Genomic DNA, 13,987 nt, shown 5'->3' with positions numbered 1-13,987 from the left:
GGCATGTAAATTCAGACAAATCCCTAGAGCGTCCTTGTAACGGCGGCGTGTCCGTCGCGTTGTAGGCGACAAGATCTTAAGGAAACCCTGCTATTCTTCTTGCAGGGGAGAGACATGGAGCCTCTGGTGTTGATCGCCGGTGTCCTTGGCCTTCTGGTCGGAAGTTTTCTCAACGTTTGCATTCATCGGCTGCCGCGAAGGGAGTCGGTCGCCTGGCCGCCGTCCCGGTGTCCCGCCTGTCGCTCCCGCATCGGGCCGCTCGACAACATCCCGGTCATCAGCTACCTGGTCCTCAGGGGGCGCTGCCGAAGGTGCAGCGCCAGAATCTCGTGGAGATACCCCCTCGTCGAGACCCTTAACGGCAGCGGCTATGCCGTGATCGTCTGGCACTTCGGCCTCGGTTGGCCGGCCGCCGCCTATGCCATACTTGTGTCCGCTCTTCTGACCGTGACGTTCATTGATCTGGACCACCAGATCATCCCTGATCGCATCACCTTGCCAGGGATCGCTCTGGGGCTGCTCGCCGGAGCGACGATTCTTCCCGTTGGTTTCATCGGGGCGCTGGCGGGTATGCTCCTCGGGGGCGGCGTTCTCTGGGCGCTCGCGGTGGTGAGCCCGTATCTCTTTGGAAAGGAAGGAATGGGCGGCGGAGACATCAAACTGCTCGCGATGATCGGGGCGTTCCTGGGGTGGAAGCCTGTCGTGCTGACGATTCTGATTGGTGCGGTCATCGGCGCGGTCGTCGGTATCTCCTTGATCGCCTGCAAGATCATGCGCCGTGACCAATATCTTCCGTTTGGCCCGTTCCTGGCTTTAGGCGCCGTCATTTCCCTCTTCTTTCATCAAGAGCTCTTCCACTGGTACTTCGGTCTCCTCTCTTAGTGCCATTCTTATCGCCGGTTCGTATCCAACCCGTCATCACTGTATCCAAATGGAACGGTAAGTCTGAATCCATCCCACCATCTGGGGCTGGCGCTCGACCGGGTGCCTCGTCCTAACTGCGTAGAAAGTCGCCAGTTCCGTCTCCCGGTCCCTCCAACACTCTTCGTAGTCCTTACAGGTTTCCTTGCCGCGGTAAAGGCATGGCTTTTGATAGTCCTCCAGTCGACATTGAGAGGAGGGCGCATGACGGACAAAGGAGCATCCCTTATCGAGGTGACCATCGCGATGGCGGCCGTAGCGATTCTTCTCTGCCTTGGTGAGCCATGGGTCTCCGCAGCGACCCGCTATCAAGGGAAGGCCGTGCAGAGCGACCTGGCGGCTGAGCTGCGCATGGCGCGACATCTGGCGATGACGCACCGGGTCAAGGTCCGTGTCGTCCTGGATGCGACGCGCACTGCAATCAGGACAGAACGGGCGGACGGCAACAGCGAGGTGCTTCGTCAATATGATTTCCACACGACGGGGGTGGTGGTCGAGCAACCTTCGAATGGTCCTGTCGTCCACTTCTACCCGAGTGGGCGGTCCGCCTCCCCGACGACCGTCACGCTCACCTCTCGCACGGGTCAGCAGTGGCAGGTCACCGTCAGCATTACCGGCCGTGTGGCGGCGCTTTGAGCGATGTGGCTGGCAAGCATGTGGACACGGCGTGGAGTGATCTCCGAAAACGGGTTCAGTCTCGTGGAGGTGATGGTCGCGATGGTTCTGGTTGCCTTCTCGATCCTCGGAGTGACCGGCATGTTTCAGTGGGCTGACCGCGGCCTCCAAGATGGCGGCCACGGTGGCCGTGCCATAGCGATGGCAGAGGCCCGCGTGGAGGCCAAGCGAAGCGTGGCCTGGGAATCGGTGCTGCACGACGATTTGGATCTCGATGGGGCTTGGGATATCGAGATGCGCGATGACGGTCAAAACGGGGACGTCGCGGGCGACGGTATCTACAGTGCCTCGGTGGATCGTGACGCGGTTCATCTCGAATGGACCGTACAGCCGATCCCGACTGGGCCGCTGCCGGCAGCGGCTGTGGTCATCATTACCGCGCGTGCCACCTATCAGATCGGCGGGCGCCCGCGCGCCGTCACGGTGGGAACGGTCAGAACGAACCCGAATTACATCGGTTCAGGAGTCGGACGATGATGATGAGCCTCTTTGGCGACGATCGCGGTATCTGCTTGCTCGAGGTCATGATTGCGGCCACAGCCGGATTCGTCGTCCTTTCGGCGAGTCTCCAGGCGGCGGAGCACTTTGAGCGCCGCTTCTCGTCACAGCAGCACGTGATGAGCCGCCATCAAGATCAGCGGCTCGGGGTACATGTGCTCGAAGAGGAGCTCCGTCTTGCAGGCAGTGGGGCACCGGCCGGTGCGGACGCCGTCCTGACCGCCGAGCCGCAGGCCGTGGAGTTCCTCGCGAACCTTGACGGCCTCGTGACCAGACTCAGCGGCCCCGTCACGGGGCTTGCCGTCGATCTGCCGGTCGCCAACGCGCAGGGCTGGAGGCAGGGCAAGCGGATCATCGTGTGTGAGGGGCCGCGGTGCGTCGAGCAAGGGCTGCTGACTGATGGAACGCGTGGCCTTCTCCGCATGACTGCCCCTTTGGGGCAGTCTTTTCCCGCCGGCAGCGAGGTCTACGTCTCGAATCGTGTCCGCTATTACCTTGGGAAGGGGCGGTCCGGGAGGACGAGCGTGATGCGCATGGTTGATGGGGGCGCGAACACGATCGTCGGCGAGGTGGCGGAGTTCCGTCTCGTCTACCTGGGCAAGGATGGACAGCCGACAACCGATCCGGCGCGGATCGCAAGAGTCGGCATTACCCTGCGCGTCGGCGACGATCGCCGAGCGCTCATAACGGAGGTGGCGTTACGTGGATACTGAAGGCCTCGGGACGGAAGGGGGCGGCGTTCTCCTTAGTGCGGTCTTCGTCGTCTTGATCTTGACACTCCTCGGAACGGTCTCGATCAACCTTGCGACCCAAGAGATCCAGCAGGTTTCCGCCCGGGCCGATGCAGCCGCTGCCCGGTTTCTCGCGGACGCGGGGAGCGAGGCGGTCATACGATGGTTTCATCAACCTGATTCGAGCCCGATGCCCGCAGTCCCATTGCTCACGAAGCGCTTCGAGCTACCGGACGGTACACCCTCGTACTTCGATGGCTCCGGGGCCTCCCAGTTCACGGGCTCGGCGTCAAACCCTGACCTGGTCTTGAACGCCTCCTTGTCCACGGAGGATGCGTGGCTCAACCACCCCGCCAGCGGATTCCTTCAAGGCCTCAACCACCTCGGGCGTTTGGAAACAATCAAGGTCTATGCTCCTTCGCGACCGGGGCTGTTGTGCACTGTCGAAGTCACCGCAAAGGCGAAAGCAGTCCGCAGAACGCAATCAGTCCAGCTCGGTGCCCTTACCCTGCCGTCTGTTCGTGCCGGGGTACAGGTCGGCCGCCCGCCAATGCCTCCTTTGCTCCCCCTGGCGCTCTGGGTGCATTGGGGCGATGTGGCTGTGAAGGGGCCCGTGTTCCTGGGCAAGCGAGAGGAACTTCCGGTCAAGACATCCACGGCGTCGGTCACTGGGCACTCGTATGCCGAGATGAGTCATCCTGAAGATCGATGGTTTGACCTGCGGGCGGGCGGGGACGTCGTATGGACGCCCGACTCGACGGGCACGGCCGCGCTACCGTCCAATGTTTACCCGCACCAAGATCCTGTCCCGGGTCTTCGATATCAAAGCCTGCCGTACGAGACCCTCAAACAGTATGCGATGCGCTATGGACGCTACTATGCGCTCGGGGAGGACGGCCTCGTCTATCCGAATGGGATCGTGTCATCGGGCCAGGGTGTGCAGCTCGAAGAGGTCATGCGGTCGGCTAGTGTCGGCGACAACCGAGGCCTTGTCTTCGTGGATACGTTGGATGGTCTCCCGCCTCGGGCGGACAATCTCGGCACGATTCGGTTCGACACCGAGTATGCCGAAGGTCTCTTCATCATTCATGCGCATGTCCATTGGAAGGTCAGCGGGCCGGGAAGGTCCGTTCCGTCCTTGAGTCCCCCCGAGGAAGGCTCGTCGTCAGCTGCTTCGCGCATTCCCGTCACCTTGTCGGGCATCCATCTCAACGGCTTTGTCTCGATCAGCGGGGATTTGGTCTATGAAGGCCGGCCACGACTGTTTGGGGCGCTGATGGTGGAGGGAGCAATCTCTGCCTCCAGCCCGTCCACGCCGCTCGAACTTTGGTACAACCACGATTTCAGCCGAGGTCTCTTCCGAGGCGTCCCCGTCGTCTATCTCTGTCACCAGTCAGATGATTTCGGAAAAACGGGAGTGGGCGGGAATTGCCGGGAACGTCTGAAAGAACACTGAGTTACAGTATTCCTCTGTGCGCGCGGCGTTCAAATGATTTCCGAAAAGAGGTGGGAATTCGGGCGGTTTTGTCAGATGGTTTCAGAAAACCAACCGATGGCTCAAAGAGCGTTCAACTGTTGTTGAATCCAAGAGAAAATGGCCAACAGAGCATCAAACCGACAGCGGAAACCTCGAATCCGAGTGCGGCCCGAGTGCGGAGATGAAAACCAAGGGGTAGGGACGTCGGTAGTCGCCGCTCCAGAAGCGGCTCGTCACGCGATTTCCGAAACGTGAAAAAGGGCTGCAAAAGAAAAAATCCAAGTGCGGAAATTTTTATCGGCCGTGAGGGGTGGTCTTGAGTGGACGCCGGGTGGATGCCGCCGGCTTGCGCAGGGATCTCAGGGCCAGGGCGACCGGCCCGGAGATCCGGCGCTGGCCCATCTCCCAGAGATTGACGGCGTTGCGCGTCACCCCGATCCGGGCCGCGAGCTCGGCCTGGGTGAGGCCGAGCTGCGCGCGGAGGGCTTTGAGCTCATCGGGGGTCATGCCTCGCCCTCCTTGGCCAATCCTCGCGCCTGCCGGGTCTCGAAGCACGGGGCGCAGAGGGAGTAGCCGCCCTGTTTGCTCGTGTACCAGTGCTCAAGCCCCGTCGCGCCGCAATCGAAGCACCGGATCGGGGAGAGGCCTGGATACTGCCAGCGCTGCACCTGTGAAAAAATGACGGTGGCGCGCTGTGCGAGCGGATCGGGGTGATGCAGTGAGAGATACTCGTCTGCGAGCATTCGTCCCGCGTCCTCGGAGCCGAACAGCACGCGATCCAAGAACTCGACCGAAAAGCGTGTGAAGGCCACGGCGCCGCCAGGGACCTCGCAGGTTCCCGTCTCGCGATTCATCGGCGGCGAGATGGCCAGGCACCCGAGCGCGCCGGGCAAGGCCGGCTGCCCGCCCGCAATCGCGAACAGCCACGCGCTCGCCCGGTCGTACCGGGGATCCTCTTCGACCGGGTAGCCGGAGCTCCAGCCGGTGGCGCCGGTATGGAGGATCTGGGCCGCGATCGCATAGAGGATGTGATCGGCGCCGGGGTGGCGCGTGGTGAAATAGTGCAGTCCGAGCGAGATGAGCCGCTCGCACGGCATCCCCTCGCGGGGCGTCCAGTCCCAGCCCTCGTCGCCCGGGACCGGCACGCCACCCCACAAGCCCTCTTCGATCGTTCGGCGGACGCCGGTGAGATCCGCCGGCGTCAACACCTCTTCAAGCGTCTGTCGATCCAGGATCTGCATCATGCTTCTCGTCCTCCTCGATCATCTCGTCGATGGCGCGACGCACAACATCGCCGATCGACAAGCCCTCCGCGCGCGCTTGGGCTGCCAGGTCCTCGTCGATGTCGATGCAGACGACTTTGCGGCGCTTCTGCCGGCGAGCCGTGGGCCGTCGCGGTCGCATCAGTCGATCCGTTCTTCCGCGCCCGGCACCTTGCTCAGCAGCTCGGACACCTGCTGCCGGTACCGGCGCTCGATCGACTCGAGGAGCCGCCGCTGTTTCTCCGCGTACTGGGATCCCGGGGGGAACCCCTGCACGACGGTGGTCGGATCGTACCGCTCCAATTCCTCAGCGAGGCGGTGAGCGTCCTGCCCGAGCACGATCGCGCGATCGTCATGTTGTTCGCCCTGCCATTGGGTGCGGTAGTGAATCGCGAGCACGTAGTTCCCGCCATCGGTCCGGTAGACTGCGAGCGTGTGCCAGCGATTCTGCTCGACGCCGTTCGCCCAGCGGCCGTCGCTGCGAGCGAGCTCCTCGCCCTCGAACGCCAGCGGGGCTTGGCCGGTGCGGGGCAATTTGTAGCTGGTCATGAGCCCTCCTTCGCACTCGCGAGTGCGAGATCATGTGTCCGATACCACGTAGACAGCGCGCGCTTCAATTCGCCCGTGACGCGGCCACGGCCAGGGACGGCAGGAGACGGCTCTCCACACCAAACACATGCCCCGTCGTTTTGCTTGAGTCTTCGACGCATGTATTCTGAACTAAGAGATATGCCGCATGATTTGCATTTCATCTTTTCCCTCACTCTTGCCCGGACTCCGCGCCGGGCCCGCGGGCTCAGGTGAGCCGTTCCAAAATCGCGATTTCCCAGTCCGCTTCCGACGGCGCGACCGGCTGCCCCTTGCGGGACGGATCGACGCGATACCGCAAGCGCACCACATATGCCACATCGCCGACCGCGAGCACGGACGGCTCGCGCGAGATCGGCGGTGCCCACCCCGTCCACGCCTCAATCACGTCCGCGGTCTCTCGATACCCGATCCGTGAGACCACCGACTCGACGCGAGACGGGGCTTGGCACATGCCGCCGTCGCACCACCCTGTCCCGATGCAGAAGGTGCAATCACGATGCAACATGATTCGCAGTTGCTCGCGCGAGCACGGCTCGTACCGGTATGTGCCATACGCGCCAGCGGCGAGCACCGCGCTATTGAGGATATACTTCGTCATGGTGCCTCCTTTCGTGGGGCAACAGGATGTTAATGCCCGGACTCCGCGCCGGGCTTGCGGCGCGCACTCAGCGCGCGTCATTCTCCAGCAGCCGAATCAGCTCCTGCATTTCCTCAAGGACGCGGAGGATGTCTTCGAGCGGCAATTGCGCCCAGCGGCGCAGTTGCTCGCGCCGCGCGCCATTAAACGTCGTGCGCCGCCAATCGACCTCTTCCATCGTCCTCCCTTCCAGCCTGCCCGCGACGCGGGTCGCGGGCAGAAGCAAGGGACGCTTAGGACGCCAGCCGCCGCGCGGCCGGCACGTGCTCGCCATGCTCGCGGAGATACCGCGCGATCGCGGCGTTGACCGCGCGCACGGCATAGCTGTCGGTCCGCCGTGCCAGGAGGGCATCGCACCGGGTGCGGCGAACGCCTTGTTCACCGACATCTTCGAGAGCAGGTAGCGCCACGCGCCAGCCTTCGTCTGCGCCGTGCTGCCCTGGGCCTGTGCGAGAGAGAGAATCGAGTCGCGGGAGGGATCGTAGGTCAACATGGTGTCCGAGCCTTTCATCCTTCCACGCCGGGGGAAGGCGCCGGCCGGGAGAAGCGTCCCGGCGCGCGTGGCACATTCAGTGAGTCTCAAGCATCATGGCTGGATGATAACAATGTGATCAGTGAGAGTCAAGCGAAATCGGCGTGGCAGTTCTCACGGCTATGCCGTTGTTTATTAAGGTTATTCAGAAAAGGTGGACAACCGGCCAGGTTCGGCTACGATTAATCAGGCAGCGCGACTAGGATCTGTTGACCAATTCGAAGCCATTTTGGATCCGGCTTTTTGCTGGCGCCCAATGTCCCGTCTGGCCGAAGATACTGATGCACCACGACGAGCCATTGATTGTCTCTTGGATCGATGTATCGAATGATTTGACTGCGGGTTCCCTTTGGCTCACCTAGCTCATCATGATTTTGTATTACGCGGTCTTCCAAGACCACAGCCTGTAGTATGCCGCTCTTAATGAGATCGGGATATTGACTATGATTGAAGGCTGCCCTTATAGTGCCAGCTGGTACTCGTTTTACCGCCCGCCTGTGAGGTGAGATTCCCATGATGTATGAAGCGATCAAGAGTATTCTGGAGCAGGGGCTGAGCGGCGCCGCGTCATGGGATGAAGTAGAAGAATATCTGGCCGAGCATCTTCAAGACATCCTCGATAGCGGGGACCAGCGGGCACAAGTACTTGCCGATCAGCTACAGGTCCTCTTCGTAAAGAGGAGCATTGGAGAATTGACCAGCGACGATGTCGCTCGCGAAATCTATAAGACGCTTGATCCGTCGTTTTCTCTGCTTCGACTACTTAACACCGATTCGAGCAATGCAACGCTCGAGCGTGAGTTCTCCCCTTCATCCTCAAGCCCCTCGACAATCAACTTTGAATACCAGTCTGCGTAGGTAAGTAGATAATCCGCAGATACATCCGTGTGATCCTGACCTCGTTCAGCAGCACGTCGAACCACCAGAGTCCTGGGACATCGAACCGAAACCTCGTCTTTGCTACGATGTTGGCGCCACGTTCTGCTGTCGGCTCTAAATGCACGGTCTGTCTGAAAGGAGGCATGACGTCTTCAATGGGCTTCTTTGGCTGAATCGTTACCGTGTAGGTCCCGCCCGCTTCCCCAGTTTTTAGCACTACCAGAATATAAAACTCGTATTCGAAAGGCTCCATTTCCTTGGGTGCGTTCGGCCCCTGTGCAGTACGAACGATCCGATCAATGATTCGAATAGCGGAGAGCACTCCATGCTTGTCCTCGATGATATTCTCGCAAATCAGCGCTGCATTGATGTACGGGCCGTACTCGAACGTGCGTATCGAATCTTCTTGCATGGGCCTATCTCCTGCCTTCAGTGAATTGTCAGCGAGTTCTTACCACCCGGCCGCTCCGCCTTCGGCTTCAAATTCAAACGCGTCAAAAATTCGAAAATAGTTGTTCTGCATCAGCACTGGACGAGGGCCGCCCGGCCAGATGAGGCTCGCGACAAGACGGCGGTAGTAATCACTGATCCCTCTCGAGAACGCCTCGTGATCGTAAGGGCCCGTGTACCCTTCTGGGCGTGTGACTTCGACGGTTCCCTCAGGATATCGTTCCCCTACAGTGAGCTTTGCCCTGCATGGGAACCTTCCCATCTGAGTCTCGTTCACCGTAATGATGGTCTCGATCGTCGCCTCTAAGAAATCCTCAGCCTCGCTCGCCAACTGGGCGTGCTGCTCGCACCCTTCAATCTCAACGCGGACAGTGACTCGCGGCATTATATGACTCCATTGCGGACGCCAGGCCCTGAATCTCCCGAAGCCAGGCGTCAGGTACACCATGGGGCAGTTTTTGTTCCGCCGTCGTAGTGCACGGCCAGGCCACGGGTCAGCAGGAGCTGACTGACGTCCTGGCCGTCGGCTATCACACGTGCGACCACCCGGAAGTACTTGCCGCGCTCCGCGTGGAGCAGGCGGATCTCCTTGGCTCTGCCGAGGACGTTCCGGAGGAAATCTCTTGCTTGCCTTGCCAGCTCGCGTTCGCGTTCACACTTGCCTTTCATCTCCGGGGTGTCGATGCCGGCCAGGCGAACCGGAATGTGATCACCGAACAAGGGGTGAACACCCGGGAGACTGAACATGCAGGTGTCGCCGTCGTAGCAGGTGTGGTAGATGGCGGTCTCGAAATCAAAGAAAGTTTGAGCATGGGCGACCGAGCATAACGGGAGAAGAGCAAGGATCGCGAATCGAAGGACCTTCAAGTCGATGACTTCGGTTCAGGTTTATAAGTCCACAGCCTTCTCCAGCAACTCCGCTGACACTCGGATGGTGGGATCTGGCACACGAGGAGCCTTAAAGACCATCAACAATTCAGTGTCGCCGTCATCACGAGGGATTGCGGTCAGGGTAACCAATTCGAGGCCGCTGCTGTTTCGTCCCTCGTTGACCATGTGCTGCAGCAAACCAGGAAGCTCCTCCATCGAGCCTGGGTCTGTCTTAATCGTGTGGTTATGGACCTCGTACTTCCAATCCATGTAGCCCTCCTTCTCAACGCTGAGCCGGAGCGGGAAATGCAGCACTATCGGCGAGCTGCCATGCTGCTTCGTAGTGGCCTTCGATCTCGGGGAGCTGCGCCTGTCCGGATTGTTGGAGGTACTGCAGGCCGGCAAACTCAACCAGATTCTGAAGCGTATTGCAGGCGACGAAGGCCAGATAGCTCTTCTCAGCGAGCGGGTCTTGCTGCGTGCGCATCGTTCCCCAGAGCTTGTGAAGCTCGCGGCAAGTGGCCGATACTTCCTTCTGGGCGGAGAGGAACTCTTTCACTTCATTTGACGCACGGGTTTTGTCCGTCGCGCGCAGCCGGGCTAAGGCGGCTGAGACTTTCCCCTTCGCATCTTGATAGTCCTCGACCAATCCTGCCAGCTGCCCTTTCGAGCCCGCTTCAGCCAATCCGCCGACAACCACCGAGTAGAGCAAGAAAGCCAGAACTACCCGCCTCATAGTCCTCCTCATCATGTAGTGCCTCTGACCTCGACGCGAGTCTCACGGGACAGCCGCTGCAGAGGGCGCCATCGAGCAGCGCGACATCGAAGGCCGTGCAGTGCCTGGCGACCCGGAACCCGGGTACGCATTCTCCACTAGACAGGCGGCGTTTGTACAGACGGCAAATGGACCTGGGACAAGAGCCCTGCAACCAGTACGTAGGACTCCGAGTAGCCTCCGGCGCTAGGCCTGACGCGGGCGGCGGGCGGCTGTATCGCGGGCCTGCTTCCGGCGCCGTGAAGCGACCGCCTCCTCGATGATTTGCAACTGGTTGATCAGGTGATCACGGATCTGCTGGTCGCCTCGGACGAGCGCGTCGAGCAGGCGGAGCACCGTCGTCTGCTCCTCCGTATCCAAGTGCTCTAACGCCTCGATGACCCGTCGCTCGACGAGCGAACGTCCATACTCGTGGCTCCCTTCCGCACCGCCCTCCTCGAGGTGCTTCGGCGGTTCGCCCGTCCGCAGCCACTCCACCCGACATCGCGTCCGGTAGGCCACCTTATACAGCCATGCTTCTGGGATCGCCCGCCGGCGGATCGCATCGGTAATGCTCGACGGCGGGACTTCGAGCGCCTCCGCCAGCGCCATCTTCGTCTGGACACGAAGCGCTTCCATTAAACGGGCAACAATATCAGCGGCTTGTGGCATGATGCGTAAATGTGAAAATAATGCTTGACACAGTTACGTCTTTACGTAATACTCATCCCGACACCATGAAACATTTGCGCAAACATTCAAGCAATCGTTCGAGCCAACGTTTGAAGCGGCCCTGGCGGCCGTGCCAAACGCGAGCGGCACAAGCGCTGCGTCGGCGTGGCATGACCATCGCTTTGCTGCACCGGGCTGCGGTCGCGCAGGGGATGGCCTTCAGCTACGACGAGCTGGCTCGCGCCGTCCGTGGCTCGTATCGGCCGGATATTCAGCGGTTCATTGCTCAGCAACTGGGGCAGCCGGTGGAGAAGCTCTGGCCGGAAGCCGCGAGTGCAGCTTAGGAGCAGCGATGCATCCGCAAGTGGAAGAGTCAGGGCATGCAGAGACACCACGGGCGGCAGTCCTCCTGTTCGCTCGTGCGTGGGGAGGGGTCAGGCGCGGAAGGCTTTCCCGGTCCAACGCGCCGGCCCCTCTTTTTTTGACCGCAGTCTAGGTCAATTCCTGTAGGGAGCGCAATGTCAAACGACAAAAAAGTGCGGACAAACGGCACTCCATCGCAACTCTCCCTGCTGGAGCGGCCCCAGCCTATCACAGAGGGTCAACTGGCGCACGTGTCGCCGTCCCTCCGCGCGGCCCTGGCAACCGCGATCAAAGGCTGCGCGCTCTCCCGCTACCACATCGCCGCGGCCGTCTCCGAACTCATGGCGCGCGATCTCAGCAAGGACATGCTCGACAAGTACTGTGCCGAGAGCGCCGAGGCCCATCGGTTGCCGGCCGAACTGGTCCCCGCCCTCTGCGTCGTGACCGGCTCGCGAGGCTTGCTCGAGATCCTGGCGGAGGCGACGGGCTGCACGCTCGTCAGCGTCGAGCGGTCGACACAGTGGAGCGTTGCGGACCTTCGCCAAGGCATGCTGCGTGTGGTGACGGAACTGGGCGAGGCGGCGGAGACGTTGGAGAAGAGTCTTCGGGACGGGACCCTGACCCCATCGGAAGCGGGTCGGTGCCGGAAGGAACTGCGCGACCTCATCAGTGCCGCGATCGCCGTGCACGACAAGCTGAACCAAGCTGCCTAGACGCATGATCGACCGGGATCCGTATCTCACGATCGACGAAGCTGAGCGCCTCACGGGGTTGGCGCGCCGCACGATTTTTGAGCGGATCGCGGCTGGCCTGCTTGCGGTGAAGCCGTCCGAAGAAGCCAGCGCCAACGGACGTCCGCAGAGCCTCGTCCGTCTCGGGGACCTGTCGGCCGACGCGCAGCTCCGGTACTGGCAGCAGCAGCTTGCGCCGGCCGGAGCGGCCGCCGAGGCCGCGGCGGTCAATCTCGCGGAGGTGCCGGCCTCGGCCCGCGAGGAGGCGCTGCGTCGCTTGCCGGTTGTGCTCGCGGCACAGGAGATCGTCCAGGCGCGAGGTGAGATCACGGCGCGGCTCCGGGAGCTCGCCGCCGCCCATCGCTTGAGCCTCGACACCGTCTATGCCTGGCTCCGGGCCTACGAAGAGCACGGCTTTGGGGGGCTCCTGCCGAAATGGGGCGGGAAGAAGGGACGGTTCACGGCCATTTCAGAGGCCCTTCAAGGGATCATCAAAGACGAGTATCTCCGGCCGGAGCGGCCGAGCGTCACCGACGTGCATCGCGCGATCGCGCAGTTCTGTGACGCGGCCCGCATTCCCTGTCCGTCGATCTCCACGCTCAACCGGTTCCTCGCCACCTTGCCCAAGCCGGCGGTGCTCGCGGCGCGCTATGGCGAGGCGGCGTACCGTGCGCAGGGCGAGCCCAAGATTCGGCGCGACTACCTGGATCTCGACGTCGGCGAGATGTGGGTCGGCGATCACCGCGTGCTCGATCTGTTCGTGCGCGCGAGCGACGAACCGGGGGCGAAGATCTTCCGGCCGTGGCTCACGGCGTGGATGGATCTGCGGTCCCGGAGGATCACTGGCTGGCATCTCGATCTCGTCCCCGACAGTCACACGATCGCGCTCGCGCTGCGGGCGGGCATTCTCACCTGTGGCCTTCCGACGCGCCTCTACCGTGACAACGGCAAAGACTTCACTGCCGAGTACTGGGGCGGGAGGCGCGTGCAATTCCCCTCGGTGGATTTCGACGTGAACGCGCGGGCGGTCCTGGCACAGCTCCGCATCGAGGCGACGAACGCCCAGCCGTTCAGTCCGTGGGCGAAGGCGATTGAAGCGTGGTTCGGGCATACACTGCCGAGCTGGGAGCGCACGCTCCCGGGCTGGTGCGGCCGCGACAACAAGGAGAAGCCGGAGAAGCTCACCGCGGAGGTGAAGGCCGGGCGGCTGCTCACGCTCGCCGAGTGTCAGCAGGCGCTCGCCGCACGGATCGAGCAGTACCACGACCGGGAGCACAGCGAGCTCGCTGCCACGCCGCGGTCGCTCTGGGCCGGCGTCGAGATGCGCATCCCGGACGCCCGCGCGCTCGATCTGATCCTGATGAAGCACAAGCCGGCCAAGGTTTTCCAGGACGGCCTGCGGCTCTTCGGACGTCGCTATTGGCACGACGCCCTCATTCCGCACATCGGGCAGACGGTGGAGATTCGGTACGACGCGGCGGACGTGAGTGCGCTGGTCGTGATGACGCGGCCGTCCGCGTCCGCCACTCCGGTCTTCCTCTGCGAGGCCCGCTGGGATCATGACCAGCCGATGGACGAGCGCGGCGCGAAAGAAGCGGTGCGCCGCCGGCGGGCGGCCAAGCAGGTACTGGAGCGGTACCGCGAGGCGCAGGCCATCGCGTGGGATCCCGACGTCGCGCTCAAGCAGGTGGCGAACGACCGCCGCCAAGCGAAGATCGTCACGCTGCGCCGGGCCGAGCCCGCGCCTGAGCCAAGCGGCGGTGTGGTGCCGACCGTGACCGGGTTCGAGCGGCCGGCGCCGCGTGTGCGCACACATGCGCATGCCGAGGACGCCTTGCCGGCCTCGCTACTCGAGCGGGCGCCACGACGGCCGAGCACGATGGAGCTCGAGGACGAAAAGTCCGAAATCTTAAAGCAACTGAACGACGCGACACGATGAGGTCC

Annotated in this window: 22 protein-coding genes; 9 read left to right on the top strand and 13 right to left on the bottom strand. The window is 62.2% G+C overall.

The genetic code is table 11. From position 1 onward, the window contains the following. The first annotated feature begins 114 nt into the window (after positions 1-114). The 5 genes from ACWHYV_RS19440 (at position 115) to ACWHYV_RS19420 (ending at position 4,281) form a co-directional block, all read left to right on the top strand. Positions 115-882, top strand: coding sequence for a prepilin peptidase (locus ACWHYV_RS19440; RefSeq protein WP_447978142.1), 768 nt, complete (start codon positions 115-117; stop codon positions 880-882). Between the two features lie 243 nt (positions 883-1,125). After that, the gene (locus tag ACWHYV_RS19435) at positions 1,126-1,557 is read left to right on the top strand and encodes a GspH/FimT family pseudopilin (protein ID WP_447978141.1); all 432 of its coding nucleotides are present in this window, start codon (positions 1,126-1,128) and stop codon (positions 1,555-1,557) included. Between the two features lie 72 nt (positions 1,558-1,629). Then, positions 1,630-2,073, top strand: coding sequence for a type IV pilus modification PilV family protein (locus ACWHYV_RS19430; protein ID WP_447978140.1), 444 nt, complete (start codon positions 1,630-1,632; stop codon positions 2,071-2,073). Then, positions 2,070-2,807, top strand: coding sequence for a PilW family protein (locus ACWHYV_RS19425; protein WP_447978139.1), 738 nt, complete (start codon positions 2,070-2,072; stop codon positions 2,805-2,807). Before ACWHYV_RS19430 ends, ACWHYV_RS19425 begins: the two co-directional genes overlap by 4 nt. Further along, the gene (locus tag ACWHYV_RS19420; protein ID WP_447978138.1) at positions 2,797-4,281 is read left to right on the top strand and encodes a hypothetical protein; all 1,485 of its coding nucleotides are present in this window, start codon (positions 2,797-2,799) and stop codon (positions 4,279-4,281) included. Before ACWHYV_RS19425 ends, ACWHYV_RS19420 begins: the two co-directional genes overlap by 11 nt. Before the next feature lie 315 nt (positions 4,282-4,596). On the opposite strand, the gene ACWHYV_RS19415 is transcribed toward ACWHYV_RS19420, so the two are convergent. The 7 genes from ACWHYV_RS19415 to ACWHYV_RS19385 form a co-directional block, all read right to left on the bottom strand. Further along, positions 4,597-4,809 carry a helix-turn-helix domain-containing protein gene (locus ACWHYV_RS19415; RefSeq protein WP_447978137.1) on the bottom strand — a complete coding sequence of 71 codons (213 nt, stop codon included), beginning with the start codon at positions 4,807-4,809 and terminating at the stop codon, positions 4,597-4,599. Then, positions 4,806-5,546, bottom strand: a complete 741-nt coding sequence (locus ACWHYV_RS19410; RefSeq protein ID WP_447978136.1) for a hypothetical protein — start codon at positions 5,544-5,546, stop codon at positions 4,806-4,808. Before ACWHYV_RS19410 ends, ACWHYV_RS19415 begins: the two co-directional genes overlap by 4 nt. Further along, entirely contained in the window at positions 5,515-5,706 is a 192-nt protein-coding gene (locus ACWHYV_RS19405; RefSeq protein ID WP_447978135.1) for a hypothetical protein, read from the bottom strand. Before ACWHYV_RS19405 ends, ACWHYV_RS19410 begins: the two co-directional genes overlap by 32 nt. Then, positions 5,706-6,113, bottom strand: a complete 408-nt coding sequence (locus ACWHYV_RS19400) for a hypothetical protein (RefSeq protein WP_447978134.1) — start codon at positions 6,111-6,113, stop codon at positions 5,706-5,708. Before ACWHYV_RS19400 ends, ACWHYV_RS19405 begins: the two co-directional genes overlap by 1 nt. Positions 6,114-6,360: 247 nt before the next feature. After that, complete coding sequence (locus tag ACWHYV_RS19395; RefSeq protein ID WP_447978133.1) at positions 6,361-6,753, bottom strand: hypothetical protein; 393 nt, start codon at positions 6,751-6,753, stop codon at positions 6,361-6,363. A gap of 67 nt (positions 6,754-6,820) precedes the next feature. Next, a complete protein-coding gene (locus tag ACWHYV_RS19390; RefSeq protein ID WP_447978132.1) occupies positions 6,821-6,970 on the bottom strand; it encodes a hypothetical protein in 150 nt (49 codons plus the stop codon). A gap of 55 nt (positions 6,971-7,025) precedes the next feature. Beyond that, positions 7,026-7,202: a hypothetical protein gene (locus ACWHYV_RS19385; protein WP_447978131.1), complete on the bottom strand. Its 177-nt coding sequence runs from the start codon at positions 7,200-7,202 to the stop codon at positions 7,026-7,028. A 635-nt stretch (positions 7,203-7,837) separates the two neighbouring features. On the opposite strand from ACWHYV_RS19385, the gene ACWHYV_RS19380 reads away from it, so the two are divergent. After that, positions 7,838-8,182: a hypothetical protein gene (locus tag ACWHYV_RS19380; protein ID WP_447978130.1), complete on the top strand. Its 345-nt coding sequence runs from the start codon at positions 7,838-7,840 to the stop codon at positions 8,180-8,182. On the opposite strand, the gene ACWHYV_RS19375 is transcribed toward ACWHYV_RS19380, so the two are convergent. The 6 genes from ACWHYV_RS19375 to ACWHYV_RS19350 all read right to left on the bottom strand — a co-directional run bounded on the left by ACWHYV_RS19375 (position 8,157) and on the right by ACWHYV_RS19350 (position 10,949). After that, a complete protein-coding gene (locus ACWHYV_RS19375) occupies positions 8,157-8,615 on the bottom strand; it encodes a hypothetical protein (protein ID WP_447978129.1) in 459 nt (152 codons plus the stop codon). The two genes, ACWHYV_RS19380 and ACWHYV_RS19375, sit on opposite strands and share 26 nt — an antisense overlap. Positions 8,616-8,654: 39 nt before the next feature. Further along, positions 8,655-9,038: a hypothetical protein gene (locus ACWHYV_RS19370; protein ID WP_447978128.1), complete on the bottom strand. Its 384-nt coding sequence runs from the start codon at positions 9,036-9,038 to the stop codon at positions 8,655-8,657. A 50-nt stretch (positions 9,039-9,088) separates the two neighbouring features. Beyond that, positions 9,089-9,520 (bottom strand): thermonuclease family protein, encoded by a 432-nt coding sequence (locus tag ACWHYV_RS19365; RefSeq protein WP_447978127.1) that lies wholly within the window; start codon positions 9,518-9,520, stop codon positions 9,089-9,091. A gap of 21 nt (positions 9,521-9,541) precedes the next feature. Then, positions 9,542-9,793, bottom strand: coding sequence for a hypothetical protein (locus ACWHYV_RS19360; protein ID WP_447978126.1), 252 nt, complete (start codon positions 9,791-9,793; stop codon positions 9,542-9,544). 13 nt (positions 9,794-9,806) lie between these two features. Continuing rightward, complete coding sequence (locus ACWHYV_RS19355) at positions 9,807-10,259, bottom strand: hypothetical protein (RefSeq protein ID WP_447978125.1); 453 nt, start codon at positions 10,257-10,259, stop codon at positions 9,807-9,809. A gap of 225 nt (positions 10,260-10,484) precedes the next feature. Next, positions 10,485-10,949, bottom strand: a complete 465-nt coding sequence (locus ACWHYV_RS19350; protein WP_447978124.1) for a helix-turn-helix domain-containing protein — start codon at positions 10,947-10,949, stop codon at positions 10,485-10,487. A 170-nt stretch (positions 10,950-11,119) separates the two neighbouring features. Between ACWHYV_RS19350 and ACWHYV_RS19345 the strand changes: the two genes are divergently transcribed. The 3 genes from ACWHYV_RS19345 (at position 11,120) to ACWHYV_RS19335 (ending at position 13,982) form a co-directional block, all read left to right on the top strand. Further along, on the top strand, positions 11,120-11,293 hold the full coding sequence (locus ACWHYV_RS19345) for a hypothetical protein (RefSeq protein WP_447978123.1): 174 nt from the start codon (positions 11,120-11,122) through the stop codon (positions 11,291-11,293). A 174-nt stretch (positions 11,294-11,467) separates the two neighbouring features. After that, positions 11,468-12,025 carry a phage regulatory CII family protein gene (locus tag ACWHYV_RS19340; protein ID WP_447978122.1) on the top strand — a complete coding sequence of 186 codons (558 nt, stop codon included), beginning with the start codon at positions 11,468-11,470 and terminating at the stop codon, positions 12,023-12,025. A 4-nt stretch (positions 12,026-12,029) separates the two neighbouring features. Beyond that, positions 12,030-13,982: a Mu transposase C-terminal domain-containing protein gene (locus ACWHYV_RS19335; RefSeq protein ID WP_447978121.1), complete on the top strand. Its 1,953-nt coding sequence runs from the start codon at positions 12,030-12,032 to the stop codon at positions 13,980-13,982. The last annotated feature ends 5 nt before the right edge of the window (positions 13,983-13,987 follow it).

The sequence above is a fragment of the Candidatus Nitrospira bockiana genome (assembly GCF_965152565.1).
Note: the sequence above shows the minus strand (reverse complement) of the source record. Positions and strands in the feature narration are given on the sequence as shown.

Coding starts and splice junctions, on each gene's coding strand:
- ACWHYV_RS19375 (WP_447978129.1), bottom strand. CDS start 8,615: ATGCAAGAAGATTCGATACGCACGTTCGAGTACGGCCCGTACATCAAT.
- ACWHYV_RS19410 (WP_447978136.1), bottom strand. CDS start 5,546: ATGATGCAGATCCTGGATCGACAGACGCTTGAAGAGGTGTTGACGCCG.
- ACWHYV_RS19405 (WP_447978135.1), bottom strand. CDS start 5,706: ATGCGACCGCGACGGCCCACGGCTCGCCGGCAGAAGCGCCGCAAAGTC.
- ACWHYV_RS19335 (WP_447978121.1), top strand. CDS start 12,030: ATGATCGACCGGGATCCGTATCTCACGATCGACGAAGCTGAGCGCCTC.
- ACWHYV_RS19400 (WP_447978134.1), bottom strand. CDS start 6,113: ATGACCAGCTACAAATTGCCCCGCACCGGCCAAGCCCCGCTGGCGTTC.
- ACWHYV_RS19435 (WP_447978141.1), top strand. CDS start 1,126: ATGACGGACAAAGGAGCATCCCTTATCGAGGTGACCATCGCGATGGCG.
- ACWHYV_RS19350 (WP_447978124.1), bottom strand. CDS start 10,949: ATGCCACAAGCCGCTGATATTGTTGCCCGTTTAATGGAAGCGCTTCGT.
- ACWHYV_RS19380 (WP_447978130.1), top strand. CDS start 7,838: ATGATGTATGAAGCGATCAAGAGTATTCTGGAGCAGGGGCTGAGCGGC.
- ACWHYV_RS19345 (WP_447978123.1), top strand. CDS start 11,120: ATGACCATCGCTTTGCTGCACCGGGCTGCGGTCGCGCAGGGGATGGCC.
- ACWHYV_RS19430 (WP_447978140.1), top strand. CDS start 1,630: ATGGTCGCGATGGTTCTGGTTGCCTTCTCGATCCTCGGAGTGACCGGC.
- ACWHYV_RS19425 (WP_447978139.1), top strand. CDS start 2,070: ATGATGATGAGCCTCTTTGGCGACGATCGCGGTATCTGCTTGCTCGAG.
- ACWHYV_RS19395 (WP_447978133.1), bottom strand. CDS start 6,753: ATGACGAAGTATATCCTCAATAGCGCGGTGCTCGCCGCTGGCGCGTAT.
- ACWHYV_RS19370 (WP_447978128.1), bottom strand. CDS start 9,038: ATGCCGCGAGTCACTGTCCGCGTTGAGATTGAAGGGTGCGAGCAGCAC.
- ACWHYV_RS19340 (WP_447978122.1), top strand. CDS start 11,468: ATGTCAAACGACAAAAAAGTGCGGACAAACGGCACTCCATCGCAACTC.
- ACWHYV_RS19360 (WP_447978126.1), bottom strand. CDS start 9,793: ATGGATTGGAAGTACGAGGTCCATAACCACACGATTAAGACAGACCCA.
- ACWHYV_RS19440 (WP_447978142.1), top strand. CDS start 115: ATGGAGCCTCTGGTGTTGATCGCCGGTGTCCTTGGCCTTCTGGTCGGA.
- ACWHYV_RS19415 (WP_447978137.1), bottom strand. CDS start 4,809: ATGACCCCCGATGAGCTCAAAGCCCTCCGCGCGCAGCTCGGCCTCACC.
- ACWHYV_RS19355 (WP_447978125.1), bottom strand. CDS start 10,259: ATGAGGCGGGTAGTTCTGGCTTTCTTGCTCTACTCGGTGGTTGTCGGC.
- ACWHYV_RS19390 (WP_447978132.1), bottom strand. CDS start 6,970: ATGGAAGAGGTCGATTGGCGGCGCACGACGTTTAATGGCGCGCGGCGC.